19 protein-coding genes and 4 tRNA genes are annotated in these 16,981 nt (G+C 64.8%); 12 read left to right on the top strand and 11 right to left on the bottom strand.

The window, feature by feature from the left end; translation table 11 throughout:
- Positions 1-47: 47 nt before the first annotated feature.
- The gene (locus tag RAZWK3B_RS06560) at positions 48-239 is read right to left on the bottom strand and encodes a hypothetical protein (protein ID WP_007813422.1); all 192 of its coding nucleotides are present in this window, start codon (positions 237-239) and stop codon (positions 48-50) included.
- A 128-nt stretch (positions 240-367) separates the two neighbouring features.
- Here RAZWK3B_RS06560 and RAZWK3B_RS20145 point away from each other — a divergent pair, with 128 nt between their 5' ends.
- The 3 genes from RAZWK3B_RS20145 (at position 368) to RAZWK3B_RS06545 (ending at position 1,997) form a co-directional block, all read left to right on the top strand.
- Positions 368-868 carry an HU family DNA-binding protein gene (locus RAZWK3B_RS20145; RefSeq protein ID WP_007813421.1) on the top strand — a complete coding sequence of 167 codons (501 nt, stop codon included), beginning with the start codon at positions 368-370 and terminating at the stop codon, positions 866-868.
- 19 nt (positions 869-887) lie between these two features.
- Positions 888-962, top strand: a tRNA-Val gene (locus tag RAZWK3B_RS06550).
- A gap of 447 nt (positions 963-1,409) precedes the next feature.
- The gene (locus tag RAZWK3B_RS06545; protein WP_157132184.1) at positions 1,410-1,997 is read left to right on the top strand and encodes a transglutaminase-like cysteine peptidase; all 588 of its coding nucleotides are present in this window, start codon (positions 1,410-1,412) and stop codon (positions 1,995-1,997) included.
- Between the two features lie 30 nt (positions 1,998-2,027).
- Here the strand turns inward: RAZWK3B_RS06545 and RAZWK3B_RS21110 are convergent, their stop codons facing one another.
- Positions 2,028-2,201, bottom strand: coding sequence for a hypothetical protein (locus RAZWK3B_RS21110; protein ID WP_007813419.1), 174 nt, complete (start codon positions 2,199-2,201; stop codon positions 2,028-2,030).
- 442 nt (positions 2,202-2,643) lie between these two features.
- Between RAZWK3B_RS21110 and RAZWK3B_RS06540 the strand changes: the two genes are divergently transcribed.
- Positions 2,644-2,719: transfer RNA gene (locus tag RAZWK3B_RS06540), tRNA-Val, on the top strand.
- Positions 2,720-2,829: 110 nt separating this feature from the next.
- On the opposite strand, the gene RAZWK3B_RS21790 is transcribed toward RAZWK3B_RS06540, so the two are convergent.
- The gene (locus tag RAZWK3B_RS21790; protein WP_007813417.1) at positions 2,830-2,961 is read right to left on the bottom strand and encodes a hypothetical protein; all 132 of its coding nucleotides are present in this window, start codon (positions 2,959-2,961) and stop codon (positions 2,830-2,832) included.
- Positions 2,962-3,191: 230 nt separating this feature from the next.
- Between RAZWK3B_RS21790 and RAZWK3B_RS06535 the strand changes: the two genes are divergently transcribed.
- The 3 genes from RAZWK3B_RS06535 (at position 3,192) to RAZWK3B_RS06525 (ending at position 3,640) form a co-directional block, all read left to right on the top strand.
- Positions 3,192-3,268: transfer RNA gene (locus RAZWK3B_RS06535), tRNA-Asp, on the top strand.
- 34 nt (positions 3,269-3,302) lie between these two features.
- Positions 3,303-3,379, top strand: a tRNA-Asp gene (locus tag RAZWK3B_RS06530).
- Between the two features lie 33 nt (positions 3,380-3,412).
- Positions 3,413-3,640: a hypothetical protein gene (locus tag RAZWK3B_RS06525; RefSeq protein ID WP_007813416.1), complete on the top strand. Its 228-nt coding sequence runs from the start codon at positions 3,413-3,415 to the stop codon at positions 3,638-3,640.
- Here RAZWK3B_RS06525 and RAZWK3B_RS06520 read toward each other — a convergent pair.
- Positions 3,621-4,490, bottom strand: a complete 870-nt coding sequence (locus tag RAZWK3B_RS06520; protein WP_007813414.1) for an alpha/beta fold hydrolase — start codon at positions 4,488-4,490, stop codon at positions 3,621-3,623. The genes RAZWK3B_RS06525 and RAZWK3B_RS06520 overlap by 20 nt on opposite strands.
- Complete coding sequence (locus RAZWK3B_RS06515) at positions 4,487-5,872, bottom strand: M20/M25/M40 family metallo-hydrolase (protein WP_007813412.1); 1,386 nt, start codon at positions 5,870-5,872, stop codon at positions 4,487-4,489. The genes RAZWK3B_RS06520 and RAZWK3B_RS06515 overlap by 4 nt, the downstream gene beginning before the upstream one ends.
- A 222-nt stretch (positions 5,873-6,094) precedes the next feature.
- Between RAZWK3B_RS06515 and hemA the strand changes: the two genes are divergently transcribed.
- From hemA to ispG, 3 genes are all read left to right on the top strand, one after another.
- Positions 6,095-7,318, top strand: a complete 1,224-nt coding sequence (gene hemA / locus RAZWK3B_RS06510; protein WP_007813411.1) for a 5-aminolevulinate synthase — start codon at positions 6,095-6,097, stop codon at positions 7,316-7,318.
- 112 nt (positions 7,319-7,430) lie between these two features.
- Entirely contained in the window at positions 7,431-8,657 is a 1,227-nt protein-coding gene (locus RAZWK3B_RS06505) for a helix-turn-helix domain-containing protein (RefSeq protein WP_007813409.1), read from the top strand.
- Positions 8,658-8,751: 94 nt separating this feature from the next.
- A complete protein-coding gene (ispG, locus tag RAZWK3B_RS06500) occupies positions 8,752-9,891 on the top strand; it encodes a flavodoxin-dependent (E)-4-hydroxy-3-methylbut-2-enyl-diphosphate synthase (RefSeq protein ID WP_007813408.1) in 1,140 nt (379 codons plus the stop codon).
- 156 nt (positions 9,892-10,047) lie between these two features.
- Here ispG and RAZWK3B_RS06495 read toward each other — a convergent pair whose 3' ends face one another.
- From RAZWK3B_RS06495 to RAZWK3B_RS06475, 5 genes are read right to left on the bottom strand one after another with little or no spacing between them, the layout of a single operon-like run.
- Positions 10,048-11,220 carry a molybdopterin molybdotransferase MoeA gene (locus RAZWK3B_RS06495; protein WP_007813407.1) on the bottom strand — a complete coding sequence of 391 codons (1,173 nt, stop codon included), beginning with the start codon at positions 11,218-11,220 and terminating at the stop codon, positions 10,048-10,050.
- Positions 11,217-11,693, bottom strand: a complete 477-nt coding sequence (gene moaC / locus RAZWK3B_RS06490) for a cyclic pyranopterin monophosphate synthase MoaC (protein ID WP_007813405.1) — start codon at positions 11,691-11,693, stop codon at positions 11,217-11,219. Before moaC ends, RAZWK3B_RS06495 begins: the two co-directional genes overlap by 4 nt.
- Before the next feature lies 1 nt (position 11,694).
- On the bottom strand, positions 11,695-12,510 hold the full coding sequence (gene trpC, locus RAZWK3B_RS06485) for an indole-3-glycerol phosphate synthase TrpC (protein WP_007813403.1): 816 nt from the start codon (positions 12,508-12,510) through the stop codon (positions 11,695-11,697).
- Entirely contained in the window at positions 12,507-13,529 is a 1,023-nt protein-coding gene (trpD, locus tag RAZWK3B_RS06480) for an anthranilate phosphoribosyltransferase (protein ID WP_007813402.1), read from the bottom strand. The genes trpC and trpD overlap by 4 nt, the downstream gene beginning before the upstream one ends.
- Complete coding sequence (locus RAZWK3B_RS06475) at positions 13,526-14,107, bottom strand: anthranilate synthase component II (protein WP_007813401.1); 582 nt, start codon at positions 14,105-14,107, stop codon at positions 13,526-13,528. The genes trpD and RAZWK3B_RS06475 overlap by 4 nt, the downstream gene beginning before the upstream one ends.
- 124 nt (positions 14,108-14,231) lie before the next feature.
- Here RAZWK3B_RS06475 and RAZWK3B_RS06470 point away from each other — a divergent pair, with 124 nt between their 5' ends.
- Together RAZWK3B_RS06470 and RAZWK3B_RS06465 are read left to right on the top strand one after the other, a co-directional pair.
- Positions 14,232-15,734, top strand: coding sequence for a divergent polysaccharide deacteylase family protein (locus RAZWK3B_RS06470; RefSeq protein ID WP_007813400.1), 1,503 nt, complete (start codon positions 14,232-14,234; stop codon positions 15,732-15,734).
- 173 nt (positions 15,735-15,907) lie between these two features.
- Complete coding sequence (locus RAZWK3B_RS06465) at positions 15,908-16,342, top strand: hypothetical protein (RefSeq protein WP_007813399.1); 435 nt, start codon at positions 15,908-15,910, stop codon at positions 16,340-16,342.
- A gap of 50 nt (positions 16,343-16,392) precedes the next feature.
- Here the strand turns inward: RAZWK3B_RS06465 and RAZWK3B_RS06460 are convergent, their stop codons facing one another.
- On the bottom strand, positions 16,393-16,980 hold the full coding sequence (locus tag RAZWK3B_RS06460) for a pseudouridine synthase (RefSeq protein ID WP_007813398.1): 588 nt from the start codon (positions 16,978-16,980) through the stop codon (positions 16,393-16,395).
- Between the last annotated feature and the right edge of the window lies 1 nt (position 16,981).

The following is a 16,981-nucleotide window of genomic DNA, read 5'->3' as shown; positions in this document are numbered from 1 at the left end:
CAGGGCATGTCGCGAAAATCCGTGAGCCGGGTTTTTCGCAGAATGCTTTAAATTCCGCCCTTGCCGGCGATGATGAGGATGACGGCGAGGGCGGCAATCAGCCCGCCCACCTTGTCGGAATCGGCCGCGGCTTCGGCGGCGACGACTTCGGGTGCCACGACCGGGTCAGAAAGCCCGCCCGCCAGAGCCGCGCCGCTGATGGCGACAGCAAAGATGATGCTGGTAAGTGTGGTTTTCATAACAAGCCCCCAGTCTATATGTTGTGGTAAATACTACGGTGAGCGTGAATGCTGCGTCAACAGACAGCTAGCTTAAGGTAAACAATCAGGGTAATGTCGCAACGAATGAGTAACAATTGAGGCCCGATATGGCGACGCAGCAGAAAACATCCGCTAAAACAGGCAGTGGCGGCACAGGTGGCGGCAGCGCGGCAACTGGCAAGCCCGTCGCAAAGGCAGCCGAGCCCAAGAAGCCCGCAGAGGCAGCGCGTCCCGCGCCTGCCGCAGCACCGGCCACGCAAACGGCCGAGCCCGCATCCGCCAAGCCCAGCCTGAGCGTCGTGTCGGAAACCAAGCCGAAAGTCGCCGGGGACGAGGTCAAGAAAAAGGATCTGATCGACCTTGTGGTCGAGCGGTCGGGGCTGAAGAAAAAGGACGCCAAACCGGCTGTCGACGCGGTGATCGACGTGCTGGCCGAGTTGATCGGCGAGGGGCGCGATCTCAACCTGCCGCCTCTGGGCAAGATCAAGCATCAGCGTCTGCGCGAAACCCCGAACGCGCGCATTATCGTGCTCAAGCTGCGTCAGGGAAAATCCGATGCATCGCGACAGGATAAAGCGAAAGAGAGTGTTGCAGAGGACGACGACTGACGCTAAACACCGCGCCAACGGGTGATTAGCTCAGTGGTAGAGCGCTTCGTTCACATCGAAGATGTCAGGAGTTCGAATCTCTTATCACCCACCATTTCCCCTATGACGGCAGGCCGATGGCCTGCCACACCGGCGATGCTCTGACTCGAAAGCGGCCTGCGCGCTTTCATAGGTGCGGCCTCGCTGACGGCTTGGGCTGCGTGATCTGTTTCCTCTTTTGATCGGCGCAAGAGGTCACTTTCGGCGCTTTCGCTCTATCAAAGGGTGAAAACCGCACGCGTCCTCGTCAAATGTCTCCAGATCGCGAGCGGCGAAGCGATATTTCAAGCTGCATGTCTTTGGCGCACACGAGGCGCGGCGCGGGCCGTGCTAGGGACACCTCCAGTCGAGGGGCCGGTTATGGATCGGCCTTGCTCGGCACTTGCGCCCCCGGCCAATCACGGCAGAGGGCGCGCCCGGAATGGCCCCTGTCGTGGCATGACATTGCGACGGGGACCATGGATTTCGCCGGGCGAATGGGGGTCTTTCCATGGGTCTTGCGATGCCATTCCGTCTGTCAAAACGCCTGTCGGGCATATGCGCCCTGTTGCTGGCGGCGATACCTGTCACGGCGTCTGCCGGGGCCACGGCAAACGCCTATCTTGAAGCCACATTGCAGATGGACCCGCCCAATGCGGCACGAGAGCTTTGCGCGCGCTATGACTGGGCCTGCACGGACCGAAGGGCTGGCGCGGGTCCGTCCGAGGCCGAGCAACTGGCGCTGATCGCGATGGTCAACCGCGAGGTGAACCGCGCCGTGCGGGCCGTATCCGACCGCCAGCAATACGGGCGGACGGATCATTGGTCATTGCCGACGACAGCGGGCGGGGATTGCGAGGATTACGCGCTCTTGAAGAAAAAAGAGCTGATCCGGCATGGGCTTGACCCCAAGACCCTGTTGCTTGCGACGGTGCTTGACCGGCGCCGCATACCGCATGCGGTTCTGATTTACAGATCGCCCAAGGGGGATGTCCTGCTGGATAACCTGACCGATGATGTCATCGATTGGCGCGCCTCTGCGTATATTTTCCTCAGGATGCAGAATCCCGAGGATCCGCGCCGTTGGGTCGGTGGGTTTCGGCCGCGCTGAGGCGAGGCGCTGCCTGTCCGCAATGCCGCACTACCACCGCATATGTTCCTTGCAGAGCCGCTTGTAATGCAGAATAAAAATACCATGGGTGTCCCGCGTTTCCTGGGCAAAGGTGCGTTTGCAATTCTCGTAGGGCGAGGAGACGAGGTAGAGGCCGGTTGCGAGCGTGGCCACAAGCAACAGCAGCAGCATCTTTTCGGTCATAGCGCGCCATGCCCCATACAGGGCGTCGCGACGCGGGCCTGAGGCTCAAACAGCGTTCTAAACACCTTTGGTGTTGCGGGGGCCGTCGGGATCGTGACGGAAAGTGATATGCGCAGCACTGCGTAATGTCGTGTCATGGTGACGTAACGTTAGGCTGTTGTCGTCGTTTCGGTGGCTGCGAAATGGATAGAAGGCGGGTCCAAGGGCAGTCGGCGGACCCTTTGGACGCGTGAGGCTGTCGGCGAAGACTAGGCTATCATTCGGCGCGATGTCTGGCCCTGGCGAGAGCGGCACCGCGTGAACGGAGACTGACCGTCGCGCCTTCCGTGCGGCGCGCACATGCGCGCGCGGGAAAGACGGCGCGTGCCTCCCGGTGGAGCGTCCGATTGCGGGGCTCTGCCTCTTGCGCGGGGGGGCGCACTTGGCTAAGAGGCTTCGGCGCGGGTCGTTAGCTCAGTTGGTAGAGCGCTTCGTTTACACCGAAGATGTCGGGGGTTCGAGTCCCTCACGACCCACCATGATTCCCAATCACCGGTTCTGCCTGCTCAGGTGCCGCGCGCGCCATGTGGCGGGTCTGTGCATGGGGCGGCGCGGCGATCCGGGTGATGCCGCGCCGTGGGTGTCATGGTCAGAGAATCGGTGACATCTGCTGCCAGCGTTCGAACCAGTCGGGGCCTTCCACGGCCAGGATCATGAGGGCCGGCAGAACCACCAGGAAACCGGTGATGATCAGCATGGCGCTGAACAGTCCCTTGAACATCGCGCATCTCCTTTGTTGTTGGACCATGCCGAAATAGGCTCGCGCAGGCACCAAGCAAGAGCGGCGCTACTGCCTGCGCCGCAGCGCCGCACCCCCGGGATTTGGGCGGTGTTGCGCAAGGCCATAAGGGCAGGCGGGGTGGATCGCGAATTTTCCGAAACGGGCGCTTGACGCCACGCGGCGCTGCCCCTAAGAAGCGCATCACGCCTGAACGATCGGGCGGGCAGCGAGCGGTTGTAGCTCAGTTGGTTAGAGTACCGGCCTGTCACGCCGGGGGTCGCGGGTTCGAGCCCCGTCAACCGCGCCACCGCTGCCCAGATGATCGACCAAGACGTGATTGCGCGGTTGTAGCTCAGTTGGTTAGAGTACCGGCCTGTCACGCCGGGGGTCGCGGGTTCGAGCCCCGTCAACCGCGCCACTTCTTCCCCTTACCTCATGCCGGAGCGATGCCATGTTGCGGATACTGGATCAGCTGCCGTTTTGGGTCGTGCTGGTGCTCTGCGCCACGCTTGGGCTGGCGCCGTTCAGCCCTGAGCCGCATCTTTGGGAAAAGCTCAAGATGCTGGCGGCGGGCGATCTGGTGCGGCCCATCGACTGGTTCGATCTGGCGTTGCACGGGCTGCCCTGGCTGCTGTTGGCCGCCAAGGGGCTGCGGGTGCTCAGTCGAAAAACGCGCTGAGCGCGGCAAGCGTCGCCTTGGGGGCGGTGTCAGGGAAGAAATGCCCGCCCGGGATGGTTTGGGCCTGCGTCTCGAGCGCCTTGGCCTCCCATGTCGCGGCCACGTCATATTGGCGCGCCATCGCCCCATCCGCCCCGTAGAGCACGAGAAACGGACAGGCGATCCGCTGGTTGAGATCACAGGCATCATCGGTGACATCATGATCGAGTGCTGCGCGATAATCGTTGCACATGCCGCGGATCGTGTCGGCGTCGCGCCATGCCGCGCGGTAAGCCGCAAGCTGGCCCGGGTCGAAATCCGTCAGCCGCGCGCCACCCCATCCCAAAAGGCACGACTGGAAATAGGCGTCGGGGTCGTGCCCGATCATGGTTTCGGGAAAGGGGGCGGGCTGTGCGAGGAAAAACCAGTGGTAATAGGCCCGCGCCACCGCGACTTTGAGATCGGCCAGCAGCGTGTGGGTTGGCACGATATCCATCACGCATAGCCGCGTCAGCCGGTGCGGCGCATCGAGCGCCAGCCTGTGGGCCACGCGCCCGCCGCGATCATGCCCCGCGAGCGCGAAGCGCGCATGGCCCAGCTGATCCATCAGCGCGCAGATATCCCGCGCCATCTGTCGAAAGCTGTACTCGCCCACGTCGTCCGGCTTGGACGAGGCGCCATAGCCGCGCAGATCGGGGCAGATCACCCGATGCGTTCGGGCCAGCCCCGGCGCGATATGCGCCCACATCGCACGGGTCTGCGGAAAGCCATGCAAAAGCGCCAGCGGCGGGCCATCCCCGCCGCTGCTATAGGCGATGGTCACACCGTTCACCCGTGCGGTGTGATCGGTGAAGCCGGGGATCAGGCTCATGCAGCGCCTTTGCGCGACAGGGCGTCAAGAATGCGCGCCCAGCTTCGGATGCCCTTGTGGAAGCTTTCCAGATCGTATTTCTCGTTCGGCGAGTGGATTGCGTCGTCATCCTTGCCAAAGCCGATCAGCATAGCGTTCATGCCCAGGATCGAGCCGAAATGCCCCGCGATCGGGATCGACCCGCCGCACCCCACATAGGCCGCAGGCTCGGGCCATTCTTCGGACAGAGCCTGGCGCGCGGCCTCGAAGGCGGGATCGGAGGTTTCCATGACCGAGGCCGCCGATCCGCCATGGGGTTTGAACGCGACCGTGCAATCCTGGGGCAGGCGGGCGCGCACGAAGGCGCGGAATGCGTCGCGGATGCGGTCGGGGTCCTGCCCCTCGACCAGCCGGAAGCTGATCTTGGCATGGGCCTTGGCGGGCAGCACCGTCTTGAAGCCGTCGCCGGTATAGCCGCCCCAGATGCCGTTGACCTCGGCGGTGGGGCGCGACCAGATCATCTCGAGCGGGGTGCGATCCGCTTCGCCCGCAGGCTGCGACAGGCCGACCGATCCCAGAAACCCCTGCCAGTCGAATCCCAAAGCCTCCCATTGGGCGCGGATCTCGGGCGAAAGGTCAGGAATGCCGTCGTAAAAGCCGGGGATCGTGACGCGGCCCTCGTCATCATGGATATCGGCGAGGATCTTCGACAGGGCGCGGATCGGGTTCATCGCCAGACCGCCGAAAAAGCCCGAATGCAGGTCCATGTCGGGGCCTTGCACGGTGATCTGCTCGCCGACCATGCCGCGCAGCATGGTGACGATGGCGGGCGTGCGCGACTGGAAGAGGGCGGTGTCGCAGATCAGCGCGATATCGGCGCGCAGCTCGTCGGCGTTTTCATGCATGAAGGGCACGAGCGAGGGCGACCCTGATTCTTCCTCGCCCTCGAAGAAGAAGGTGATCGCGCAGGGCAGGGCGCCGTTGACCTCGCGCCAGGCGCGGCAGGCCTCGACGAAGGTCATCAGCTGGCCCTTGTCGTCCGAACTGCCCCGGCCCCGGATCACGCGGCCCTTGGGCGTCTCTTCGACGCAGGGCGCGAAGGGGTCGCTGTCCCACAGCTCCAGCGGATCGACGGGCTGCACGTCGTAATGACCATAAAACAGCAGGTGCGGGCCGTCGCCCGCGACATGCCCCACGACCATCGGGTGACCGGGGGTGATGCGCTTTTCGGCCTTTATTCCAAGGGATTTGAGGTCCTCCACCAGCCAATCGGCGGCCTCGGAGCAGGGCTGCGTGTAGGCCGGATCGGTCGAGATCGAGGGGATGCGCAACAGCTCGAGCAGCCGGTCGGTGGCGGCGGGCAACTGGTCGTCAATGCGGGCCAGAACGGCGTCCAGTGACATGGTCAATCCTTGTGTAACTGCTATGTGCTAACAAGGGTAACAGGACCGAGTCTGCTGTCCAGCGCGATTGATCCAGGTCAAGGACCGGCGCGCGGCAATTTGTAACCTGTTGCGTGCAAGGTGCTGGTTCTATATGCATCACCGTTAATGAATATGTCGCACTATGTGCGCCATCCGCAGGGGCCGAATGGTCAGGCGGGAGCTACGAAGGAGGGGACGCCAGTGGATTACACGGCGAAGCTGGACGACGCGATCGATCGTCTGCATCAGGAAGGCCGCTATCGGACCTTCATCGACATCGAACGCCGCAATGGCCAGTTTCCGCATGCCACATGGCGCCGTCCCGACGGCACCGAACAGCCGATCACCGTCTGGTGCGGCAACGACTATCTGGGCATGGGCCAGCACCCCGAGGTCCTGTCGGCGATGCACGAGGCGCTGGATGCCACTGGCGCGGGCTCGGGCGGCACGCGCAACATTTCCGGCACCACGGTCTATCACAAGCGGCTCGAGGCAGAGCTGGCCGACCTGCACGGCAAGGAAGCGGCGCTGCTGTTCACCTCGGCCTATATCGCGAATGACGCGACATTGAGCACGCTGCCCAAATTGTTCCCCGGCCTGATCATCTATTCGGACGCGCTCAACCATGCCTCGATGATCGAGGGGGTGCGCCGCAATGGCGGGGCCAAGCGCATTTTCCGCCACAACGACATGGCGCATCTGCGCGAGCTGCTGGCGGCCGACGATCCCGCCGCGCCCAAGCTCATCGCCTTCGAATCGGTCTACTCGATGGATGGCGATTTCGGACCGATCGAGGCGATCTGCGATCTGGCCGACGAGTTTGGCGCGCTGACCTATATCGACGAGGTGCACGCGGTGGGCATGTATGGCCCGCGCGGCGCCGGCGTGGCCGAGCGTGACCGCCTGATGCACCGCATCGACATCATCAACGGCACGCTGGCCAAGGCCTATGGCGTGATGGGCGGCTATATCGCGGCGAGCGCGAAAATGTGTGACGCCGTGCGCAGTTACGCGCCGGGCTTCATCTTCACCACCTCGCTGCCGCCCGCGGTGGCCGCGGGGGCTGCGGCCAGTGTTGCGCATCTCAAGCGCGACGGGTCGCTGCGCGAGGCGCACCAGACGCAGGCGAAGATCCTCAAGACCCGTCTCAAGGGCATGGGCCTGCCGCTGATCGATCACGGCAGCCATATCGTGCCGGTGATCGTGGGCGATCCGGTGCATACCAAGAAGCTGAGCGACATGCTGCTCGAGGGCTATGGCATCTATGTCCAGCCGATCAACTTCCCGACCGTGCCGCGGGGCACCGAGCGCCTGCGCTTCACCCCCTCGCCGGTCCACGGCCCGCGCGAAATGGATGCGCTGGTCAACGCCATGGACGCCCTCTGGAGCCATTGCGCGCTGAATCGTGCCGAAATGGCGGGCTAAAGCCTGCGCAGGTGCAATACCCCTTGTAATGTGCTAGTAACGATTGAAGAAAAGCGGGGCATCCGAATCGGGACATTCGGCTGCAACCCATACGGTACGAGGGGCAGGGCACATGATAGGTCGCCGGTTTTCACGCAGGACCGCACAGGAAGAGGCTGAGCCCCGAGGGTTCGACGATTTCGATATCCGACTCGGCGACCTGATGCGCGGCGAGCGCGCGACCCTTGGAAAATCACTGCTCGATGTGGAACGCGAATTGCGGATCAAGGCCGCGTATGTGGCCGCGATCGAGAATGCCGATCCCGATGCCTTCGACACACCCGGCTTCATTCCTGGCTATGTGCGCTCTTATGCGCGCTATCTCGGCATGGACCCGGACCGCGCCTTTGACGCCTTCTGCAAGGAAAGCAAATTCTCCATCGCGCATGGCATGTCCGCCGAGGCCTCGTCGATCCGCAAGCAGAAATCGAGCTTCAAGACCGCCGCACCAAATCGCAAGTCAGACCCCCTGATGTCACCGGGCACGCCCTTCGCGCCCGCCTCCGAGGGGATTCTGGCGCGCGTGGAACCCGGTGCGATCGGGTCGGTCATGGTGCTGGTCGCGCTCATCAGTGCGATCGGATATGGCGGTTGGGCCGTTCTGAACGAGGTGCAGCGCGTGCAATTCGCTCCGGTCGAGAACACGCCCGACGTGCTGGCCGATCTTGACCCGCTCGAGGGCGCGATCACCCCGGCCCCCGATGGCGACAGCGATCCGGTCCGGACTGCCGGAGGCTTCCTGCCGCCCGAGAGCGACAGCATCGACCGGCTCTATCGCCCCGAAGCGCTGGATGTGCCCGTCATGGTCGCGCGCGACGCCCCGATCTCGACGCTCGATCCGGCGCAAGTGGGCACGCTGCGCCCCGAATTGCCTCAAACCGACCGTTCGAGCAGCTTTGCTGTCGCGGGCAATCAGCCAAGCGCGGTTCCCGGCACGCCACAAGTGGTGGAAGATCCTCTGCCCGGCGTGCGCGTCGTGGCGGTGCGCCCGGCATGGGTGCGGGTGCGCGCGGGCGATGGCAGCGTGATCTTCGAAGGCGTGATGAACGCCGGCGACACCTATGACGTGCCCACCACCGAAGAGCCGCCGACGATCCGCGTGGGCGAATCCGGCGCGGTCTATTTCACGGTGAACGGCCAGCATTACGGCCCGGCGGGGGCCAGCGGATCGGTCACCTCGGGGCTTGCGCTCGATGCCGAGGCGCTGACGGGGGCCTATGCGGTGGCGGACCTCACCCAGGACGAGGATCTTCTGCGCTACGTGGCCGAACTGCAGCCGGCGGCGGCCCCGCAGCAGTGATCGCAGCCAGTGATTGCAGCGGGGCGCTTTGGCGCTTATCCTGCGCCTGTCACCAATCCACCCGCTCCGATGCGAACACCCCGGGGAACATGCGATGTCGCTGAACCATATCCGCCCTTGGCGCAATATCTACCGCCGCAAAAGCCGCCAGATCATGGTCGGCAGCGTGCCGGTGGGGGGCGATGCGCCGATCAGCGTGCAGACCATGACCAACACGGCCACCACCGATGTCGCCGCAACCGTGGCGCAGGTGCAGGCCGCCGCCGATGCAGGGGCCGATATCGTGCGCATCTCGGTGCCCGACGAGGCGAGCGCCAAGGCTCTCAAGCAGATCGTCGCCGAAAGCCCGGTGCCGATCGTGGCCGACATCCATTTCCACTACAAGCGCGGGATCGAGGCCGCCGAGGCGGGGGCGGCCTGTCTGCGGATCAACCCCGGCAATATCGGTTCCGAGGACCGGGTGCGCGAGGTGATCGCCGCCGCGCGCGATCACGGCTGTTCGATGCGGATCGGCGTCAACGCGGGCAGTCTTGAAAAGCATCTTTTGGAAAAATATGGCGAGCCGTGCCCCGAGGCGATGGTTGAATCTGGTCTCGAGCATATCCGCATCCTGCAGGACAATGACTTTCACGAGTTCAAGATCAGCGTGAAGGCCAGCGACGTGTTCCTTGCCGCGGCCGCCTATCAGGGCATCGCCGACGCCACCGACGCGCCCATTCATCTCGGGATAACCGAGGCGGGCGGGCTGACCAGCGGCACGATCAAATCAGCGATCGGGCTTGGCAATCTCTTGTGGATGGGCATCGGCGACACGATCCGCGTGAGCCTCAGCGCCGATCCGGTGGAAGAGGTCAAGGTCGGCTATGAGATCCTCAAATCGCTCGGTCTGCGGCATCGGGGCGTGAATATCATCTCCTGCCCAAGCTGTGCGCGGCAGGGCTTTGACGTGATCCGCACGGTCGAGGCGCTGGAGGCGCGGCTGGAGCATATCAAGACCCCGATGAGCCTGTCGATCATCGGCTGCGTCGTGAACGGCCCCGGTGAGGCGCTGATGACCGATTTGGGCTTTACCGGGGGCGGTGCCGGCAGCGGTATGGTCTATCTTGCGGGCAAGGCGAGCCACAAGATGTCCAATGACCAGATGATCGAGCATATCGTCGAACAGGTCGAAAAGCGCGCCGCCGAGATCGAGGCCGAAACAGCCGAAGAGGCGGATCGTCCCGCCGCGGAATAAAGCGTTCCGCCTTTACCCTGAGTCATCAGCCAAAGGCGGAACCTGTCCCACGATTGAACGAAGCACCGTGTTGCGCGACACTCCGTGAACCAGGTTTTTCGCGAAACGCTTCAGGCCCGGATCGGGCTGCGCGAGGGCGGCACGGCCCTCTTGCTGTCACAGCGGCAGGTAGTCGATCAGCTCCCCGGCCTTGCGCGGGGCGTCGTCCACGGGACGGATCATCAGCGCATTGGCCCCCGCCAGCACCGAAAGAAGCGAGCTGTCCTGCCGGGTGTCCGGCGCGATCACCCCGTCGTCGAGCCGTGCGCGCATGTAATGTTCGCGCGGACCGCCCTGGGGCAGGTCATGGGCAAGACGCGCCGTGAGGCGCGGCGCGCGCTCGGTCCCAAGGCCCAGCATGGCGCGGATCATCGGCGCGACGAAAACCTTGCCGCAGACCATCGCCGAGACGGGGTTACCGGGCAGGCCGATCATGGCAGCGTCTCCCATACGGCCCGCCATCAGCGGCTTGCCCGGGCGCATCCGTACCTTGTAGAACGCGCGCTCCATCCCCAGCTCGGAGGCGACAACGCCCACCAGATCGTGATCGCCCACCGACGCGCCGCCGATGGTGATGACCAGATCGGACCCGACCGCCAGATCGAACGCCGCACTCAGCGAAGCGCGGGTGTCGCGGGCAATGGGCAGGATGCGCGCCTCGGCGCCGATCCCGTCCAGCATCGCCTTGAGCCCGAACGTGTTCGACGCGATGATCTGGTCGGGGCCGGGCCTGTCACCCGGCATCACCAGTTCGTCCCCGGTCGAAATCAGCGCCACACGCGGCTTGCGCCGCACGGTCACGGCGGGAATGTTCATCGACGCCAGCAAGGCGATATCGGCAGGGCCAAGGATACGAGGGGCCTGCATCCGATCCCCGACACGGAAATCGCCGCCTGCGGGGCGCACATAGGCATTGTCGTCAAGCGCATCGCCCAATGTGATGGTGTCGCTGTCGCGGATGACATCCTCTTGGATCACCACGCGATCGGTGCCCGCGGGAACCGGCGCGCCGGTGAAGATGCGCACCGCCTGATGCTTGCCGACCTCCCCGCCAAAGCCATGGCCTGCGGCGGCCTCGCCGATCACGGTGAAACGGGCACCTGGGCGCACGGCATCCGACGCCACCGCATAGCCATCCATGGCCGAGGCCGCAAAGGGCGGCTGATCGCGGCGTGCCACGGCATCAGTACACATGACGCGGCCCGATGCCTGCTGCAGCGGCACCTCTTCGGTGTCCAGTGGCGCCACAAGCGAGAACAGATGCGCCAGCGCCTCGTCGACGGAGATCATCGCGCCTCGAAGCGGCCCGATTTGCCGCCATCCTTCAGAACAACCCGGATGCCGCCGATCTCCATCGCCTTGTCCACCGCCTTGACCATGTCATAGACGGTCAGCGCCGCGGTCGAGACGCCGGTCAGCGCCTCCATCTCGACGCCGGTCTGACCCGTGGTCTTGACCGTGGCCTCGATCCGCACACCGGGCAGATCGGGATCGAGCGTCAGCTCGACCGCCACCTTGGTGATCGGCAGCGGGTGGCAGAGCGGGATCAACTCGGGCGTTTTCTTGGCGCCCATGATGCCCGCCAGCCGCGCGACCGACAGGACATCGCCCTTCTTTGCACGGCCTTCTGCAACGATATCATAGGTTTGCGCGGCCATCTTTACGTAACCCGCGGCCACGGCAATCCGCGAGGTGACCGCCTTATCCGAGACATCGACCATATGCGCATCGCCCTTGCCGTCGAAATGCGTGAGACCCGTCATGCTACATCCCCCCCGGCGTCAGCGGATTGGCAAGGATCGCGCGGGTCGCGGCCTCGACATCGTCCTCGCGCATCAGCGATTCACCGATCAGGAAGGCGCGCGCGCCGTATTTCGCCATTTCGGCCAGATCCTTAGGCGTGGACAGCCCGCTTTCGCAGACGATCATCCGGCCTTCGGGCACAAACTTGGCCAGGCTGCGCGTGGTGTCGAGCGTGGTCTCGAAGGTGTTGAGATTGCGGTTGTTGATGCCGATCATCATGGATTTGAGATGTGCCGCGCGGTCCAGTTCGGCGCGGTCATGCACCTCGATCAGAGCGTCCATGCCCCAGTCTTTTGCCGCGGCCTCAAGCTCGGCGGCCTGGGCGTCACTGACCGACGCCATGATGATCAGGATGCAGTCCGCACCCCAGGCGCGCGCCTCGGCGACCTGATAGGGGTCATACATGAAATCCTTGCGCAGCACCGGCAGATCGCAGGCGGCGCGCGCCTGCTGAAGATACTCGGGCTCGCCCTGAAAGCTGGGCGTATCGGTCAGCACCGACAGGCAGGCCGCGCCACCGGCCGCATAGGCCCGCGCCAGCTCGGGCGGGTCGAACTCTGGGCGGATCAACCCCTTGGACGGGCTGGCCTTCTTGATTTCGGCGATCAGCCCATAGCCCTGTTTCGAGGCCTGCAGCAGTGCAGTTGCGAAGGGGCGGACGGGGCTGGCCTCTTTCGCGGCGGCCTCGATCTCGTCGAGCGGTCGCGCGGCCTTGGCCTCGGCGATTTCGTCCAGCTTGTAGGCCTTGATCTTTTCGAGAATGGTTGGGGTCGTCATGTCGCCTCCGATGTCACTTTGGCGAGGGCCTCGATCTTGCCGCGCGCAGCCCCGCAATCGATGCTTTCGGCGGCCTGTGCAACCCCTTCATGAGGATCGCCTGCATGGCCCGCCACCACAAGGGCAGCCGCCGCATTGAGCAGCACCGCATCGCGATACGCGCCATGCTGGCCGTCCAGAAGCGCGCGGAAGGCTGCCGCGTTGTGTTCAGGCGTGCCACCAAGAATGTCCTCGAACGGATGCACCGGCAGGCCGAACATCTCGGGATGCAGCTCGGTGTCTGTCACAGCGCCGGTCTCGTCCAGTTGGGCCACCCATGTCACGCCCGAGATCGCGATCTCGTCGGTGCCATCGCTGCCATGCACGAGCCAGGCGCGTTCCGATCCAAGCTGTCCGAGCGTCTCGGCCATGGGTCGGATCAGATCGCGCGAGAACGCGCCGGTCAATTGCCGCTTCACCCCCGCCGGGTTGGTCAGCGGCCCCAGGATGTTGAAGATGGTCCTTGTGCCTAATTCGGCCCGCACGGGGCCGACATGGGCCATAGCCGGATGATGCATCGGCGCCATCATGAAGGCGATCCCCACCTCGCGCAGCGCGCGTTCCACCGTCTCGACGCCGACCATCACGTTGATGCCCATCTGCGTCAGCGCATCGGCCGCCCCGGATTTGGAACTCAGGTTGCGGTTGCCATGCTTGGCCACCGGCACGCCTGCGCCCGCCACCACGAAGGCGGTCGCGGTCGAGATGTTGAGCGTGCCCTTGCCATCGCCGCCGGTGCCGACGATGTCCATCGCGCCTGCCGGGGCCGTGACCTTGTTGCATTTGGCGCGCATCACGGCGGCAGCGGCGGCATATTCGTCCACCGTCTCGCCGCGCGTGCGCAGCGCCATCAGAAACCCGCCCATCTGCGCCGGTGTCGCCTCGCCCTCGAACAGGCAGGTGAACGCCTCTTCGGCCTCGGTGCGGGTCAGGGCGCGTTCGGCGGCCGTGCCGATCAGCGGCTTGAGACGGTCGCTCATGCCGGCACCTTCATCAGATCAAGGAAATTCTTCAGAAGCGCATGACCATGCTGCGAGGCAATCGATTCGGGGTGGAACTGCACGCCGTGGATCGGCAAGTCGCGGTGCTGCAGGCCCATGATCGTGCCATCCTCCAGCTCGGCGGTGATCTGCAGCACATCAGGGCAGCTGTCCCGCTCGACCACCAGCGAATGGTAACGCGTCGCCTCGAAGGGCGAGGGCAGGCCGGCAAACACGCCCTGACCGTGATGATGCATCTGGCCCATCTTGCCATGCACGATCTCGGAATGGCGCACCACCTTGCCGCCAAAGGCCTGTCCGATGGTCTGATGGCCAAGGCACACCCCCAGAAGCGGCGTGCGCGTCTCGGCTGCGGCTTGCGTCAGCGCAAGGCAGATGCCCGCCTGATCGGGATCGCACGGGCCGGGCGAGAGCAGGATGCCAGCCGGGTTCATGCCCATCGCCTCCTGCACATCCAGCGCATCATTGCGCCGCACGACGACATCGGCACCAAGTTCGCCGACGTAATGCACAAGGTTGTAGGTGAAACTGTCGTAGTTATCTATCAAGAGCAGCATTTTGCCTGTCCTCGCGGCATTGGGGTCTGGAGGCGCGGGTCGCGGTCGGGCTATACATGTTCAGGGTTGCGCGGCACCGTCAAGGGGCGCATAGGTGAGAAAAACCTGTAACAGGGGGCATTCAGTGGCACGCGGGGCGTTTTCGGGCTTTCTTGTGGGGACGGTTCTATCGGGGCTGGCTGTGGGCACCGTGTCGGTTCTCAGTTTTCCGCCGGCATCCGCACCGCCCGATGCGGCGGCGCTGGACATGCCTGCAGGGTCCGAATTCAACCAGTCGCGAGAAGACCGTCAGGCCGAATTGCCGACGGTCGAAGAGGCACCGGCCCCTGATGCCGCCCCCAAGGCCCCGCCGCCCGAACCGGATGATCTGGCCTCGCTCGAAGGGGCGGACATAAGCCCGGCCGCTCCGCCGGACGCCGTGACCGCAGACAAGAGCCTTGCGCCGCCCGCCACCGGAGACGCGGCCTCGGGGGTTGCGGTGGAAAGCGAAAGCCCGGTGCTGCCCAGTCCGCAATCCATGGCGCCCGAAGCCCCCCCGAGCGAGGGGGCGCTGTCGATCTCGACCGAGCCTGCCCAACCCGCACCGCCCGAGATCGAAGACAATAGCGGCGCGTTCCCTGGCGTCGGCACGGCCCCTGCGGAGGCGCCAGCAGATGCCGCGCCCGAGCCTGAGATAGCCGCGCCCGAGCCTGCTGCGCCCGAGACCGCCGAACCGGAAACACCCGCGCCCGAACCTGCTGTGCCCGAGACCGCCCGGACGGAGCAGCCCGCGCCACGGACCATCGGCACTGGCGAACCTTCGGGCACGATCGACAATCTGGCACAGGGCGTGACGACCGATCGTCTGCCCTCGCTGCGGGAAACCCCGGAAGATCCTGCGCCCGAGGCCGCGCCGGAGGCCGGGCAGGGCGCCGACAGCGCCCAGACCCCCGAGGCGGTCGATGACACATCCCGTCCCGCGATCGAGCGTTTCGCGGTGGAGTTCGCCAATCCGGACAACAAGCCGCTCATGTCCATCGTCCTGATCGACGATGGCAGCAGCCCGATCGGCCCGGATGCGGTGCTGGATTTCCCCTATCCGATCAGCATGGCGGTCGATGCGTCCTGGCCCGGCGCGCTGCAGCGCTCAGGCGCCTATCGCGCGGCCGGATTCGAGGTTCTGGCCATCACCGATCTGCCCGACGGCGCCAGTGCCATTGATACAGAGGTGGCGATGGAGACGTTCCTCAAGGCTGTGCCCGAAGCGGTGGCCGTGATGGAAGCGCCCGGTGACGCGCTGCAGGCCAATCGTGACGCCAGCGAACAGATGGCGGCGATCCTGTTGGAAACCGGGCATGGTCTGGTGATGTTCCCCGATGGGCTTGATACCGCGCAAAAGCTGGCGGCGAAAGCCGGCGTGCCCTCGGCCACGGTGTTTCGGGATTTCGACAGCGCCGGGCAGGATGACGCGGCGATCCGGCGTTTTCTCGATCAGGCGGCCTTCCGCGCCGGTCAGGAAGAGGTGGGGGTCATCATGGTGGGTCGCTTGCGCCCCGACACGATCAGCGCCCTGCTGTTGTGGGGCTTGCAGGACCGTGCCAGCCGGGTGGCGCTTGCGCCGGTATCGGCTCTATTGACGGGTCAATGATCCTTTGAGGCCAAAAAATAGAACTGTCACTGGACGGGCCGGGCTTAGTCTGGTTCCCTAAAGCGGCAGGATCCGTGCGCCGGTGAATGAGTTTTGGAAAGGTCTTGATCATGAAAATCTGTGTCACAGCCGCATTTGGGCTTCTCTTGTCCGCAGGAGTTGCTTCGGCTGAAATGTCCGCGCAGCTGATGGGCGGATGGACTGGCGGCAAGATCCCCGCAGGACAGCATTGCCAGCTTCAGGGCGGCAAGGGGGGCACACCGCCGATGCGCGTCTCGGGCATTCCGGCAGGGGCCACATGGATCGTGGCGCAATTCAACGACAAGAGTTACCAGCCGCTGTCGCGCAATGGCGGGCATGGGACCATCGCCTTTCCGGTGCGCGGTGCCGTGACCGATCTGCCGGCGGTGCCCGGCATGACCAAGACCCTGCCGGGCGGCGCGCAGGTGATGGCGGCGGCCAAATCGACCGGCAAATTCGCCAGCCCCGGCTATCTGCCGCCCTGTTCGGGGGGGCGCAACAATCGCTATTCGGTGGACCTCAAGGCGGTGGACAAGGCGGGCAAGGTTCTCGCCGAGATTAAGGATTTCACCATCGGGCGGTACTGATTCTCGGCACCGATACCGCACTGACGCAATACCGACGCGATACCGACGTTTTACCGACCCCGGTTTTTGACCGGTGTGCCGAGGGTCTCAGGGGGTGCGTCGCGCCATGTGCCGGGCGCCAGCCCGTCAAGTGACCACGCCCCGATCCGCCAGCGCACCAGCCTGAGCGTGGGGTGCCCCACATGCGCCGTCATGCGCCGCACCTGCCGGTTGCGGCCTTCGGATATGGTGATGCTGAGCCAGCAATCGGGCACCGATTTGCGAAAGCGGACGGGCGGATCGCGCTCCCACAGATCGGGCGGCGCGATGCGGCTCACACGGGCCGGGCGTGTCGGCCCGTCCTTAAGGGTGACGCCCCGGCACAGCGCCTCGATAGCGGCATCGTCCGGGATGCGCTCGACCTGTACGAGATAGATTTTTTCTGTTTTGAAACGGGGGCTTGCGATGCGTTCTTGAAGCTTTCCGTCATCGGTCAGCAGCAAGAGCCCCTCGCTGTCGCGATCCAGCCGTCCGGCGGGATAGACCCCCGGCAGATCGATGTGATCCGACAGCGTCGCCCGCTTGCTGTCGGCCATGCCCTTGTCGGTGAATTGCGACAGGACACCGTAGGGTTTGTTGAACAGGATCAGCCGTGCCATG

Source organism: Roseobacter sp. AzwK-3b (genome assembly GCF_000170875.1).
GTDB classification, from domain to species: domain Bacteria; phylum Pseudomonadota; class Alphaproteobacteria; order Rhodobacterales; family Rhodobacteraceae; genus Roseovarius; species Roseovarius litoreus.
The sequence above is the reverse complement of the archived record's forward strand: the minus strand, read 5'-3'. Positions and strand labels throughout refer to the sequence as shown.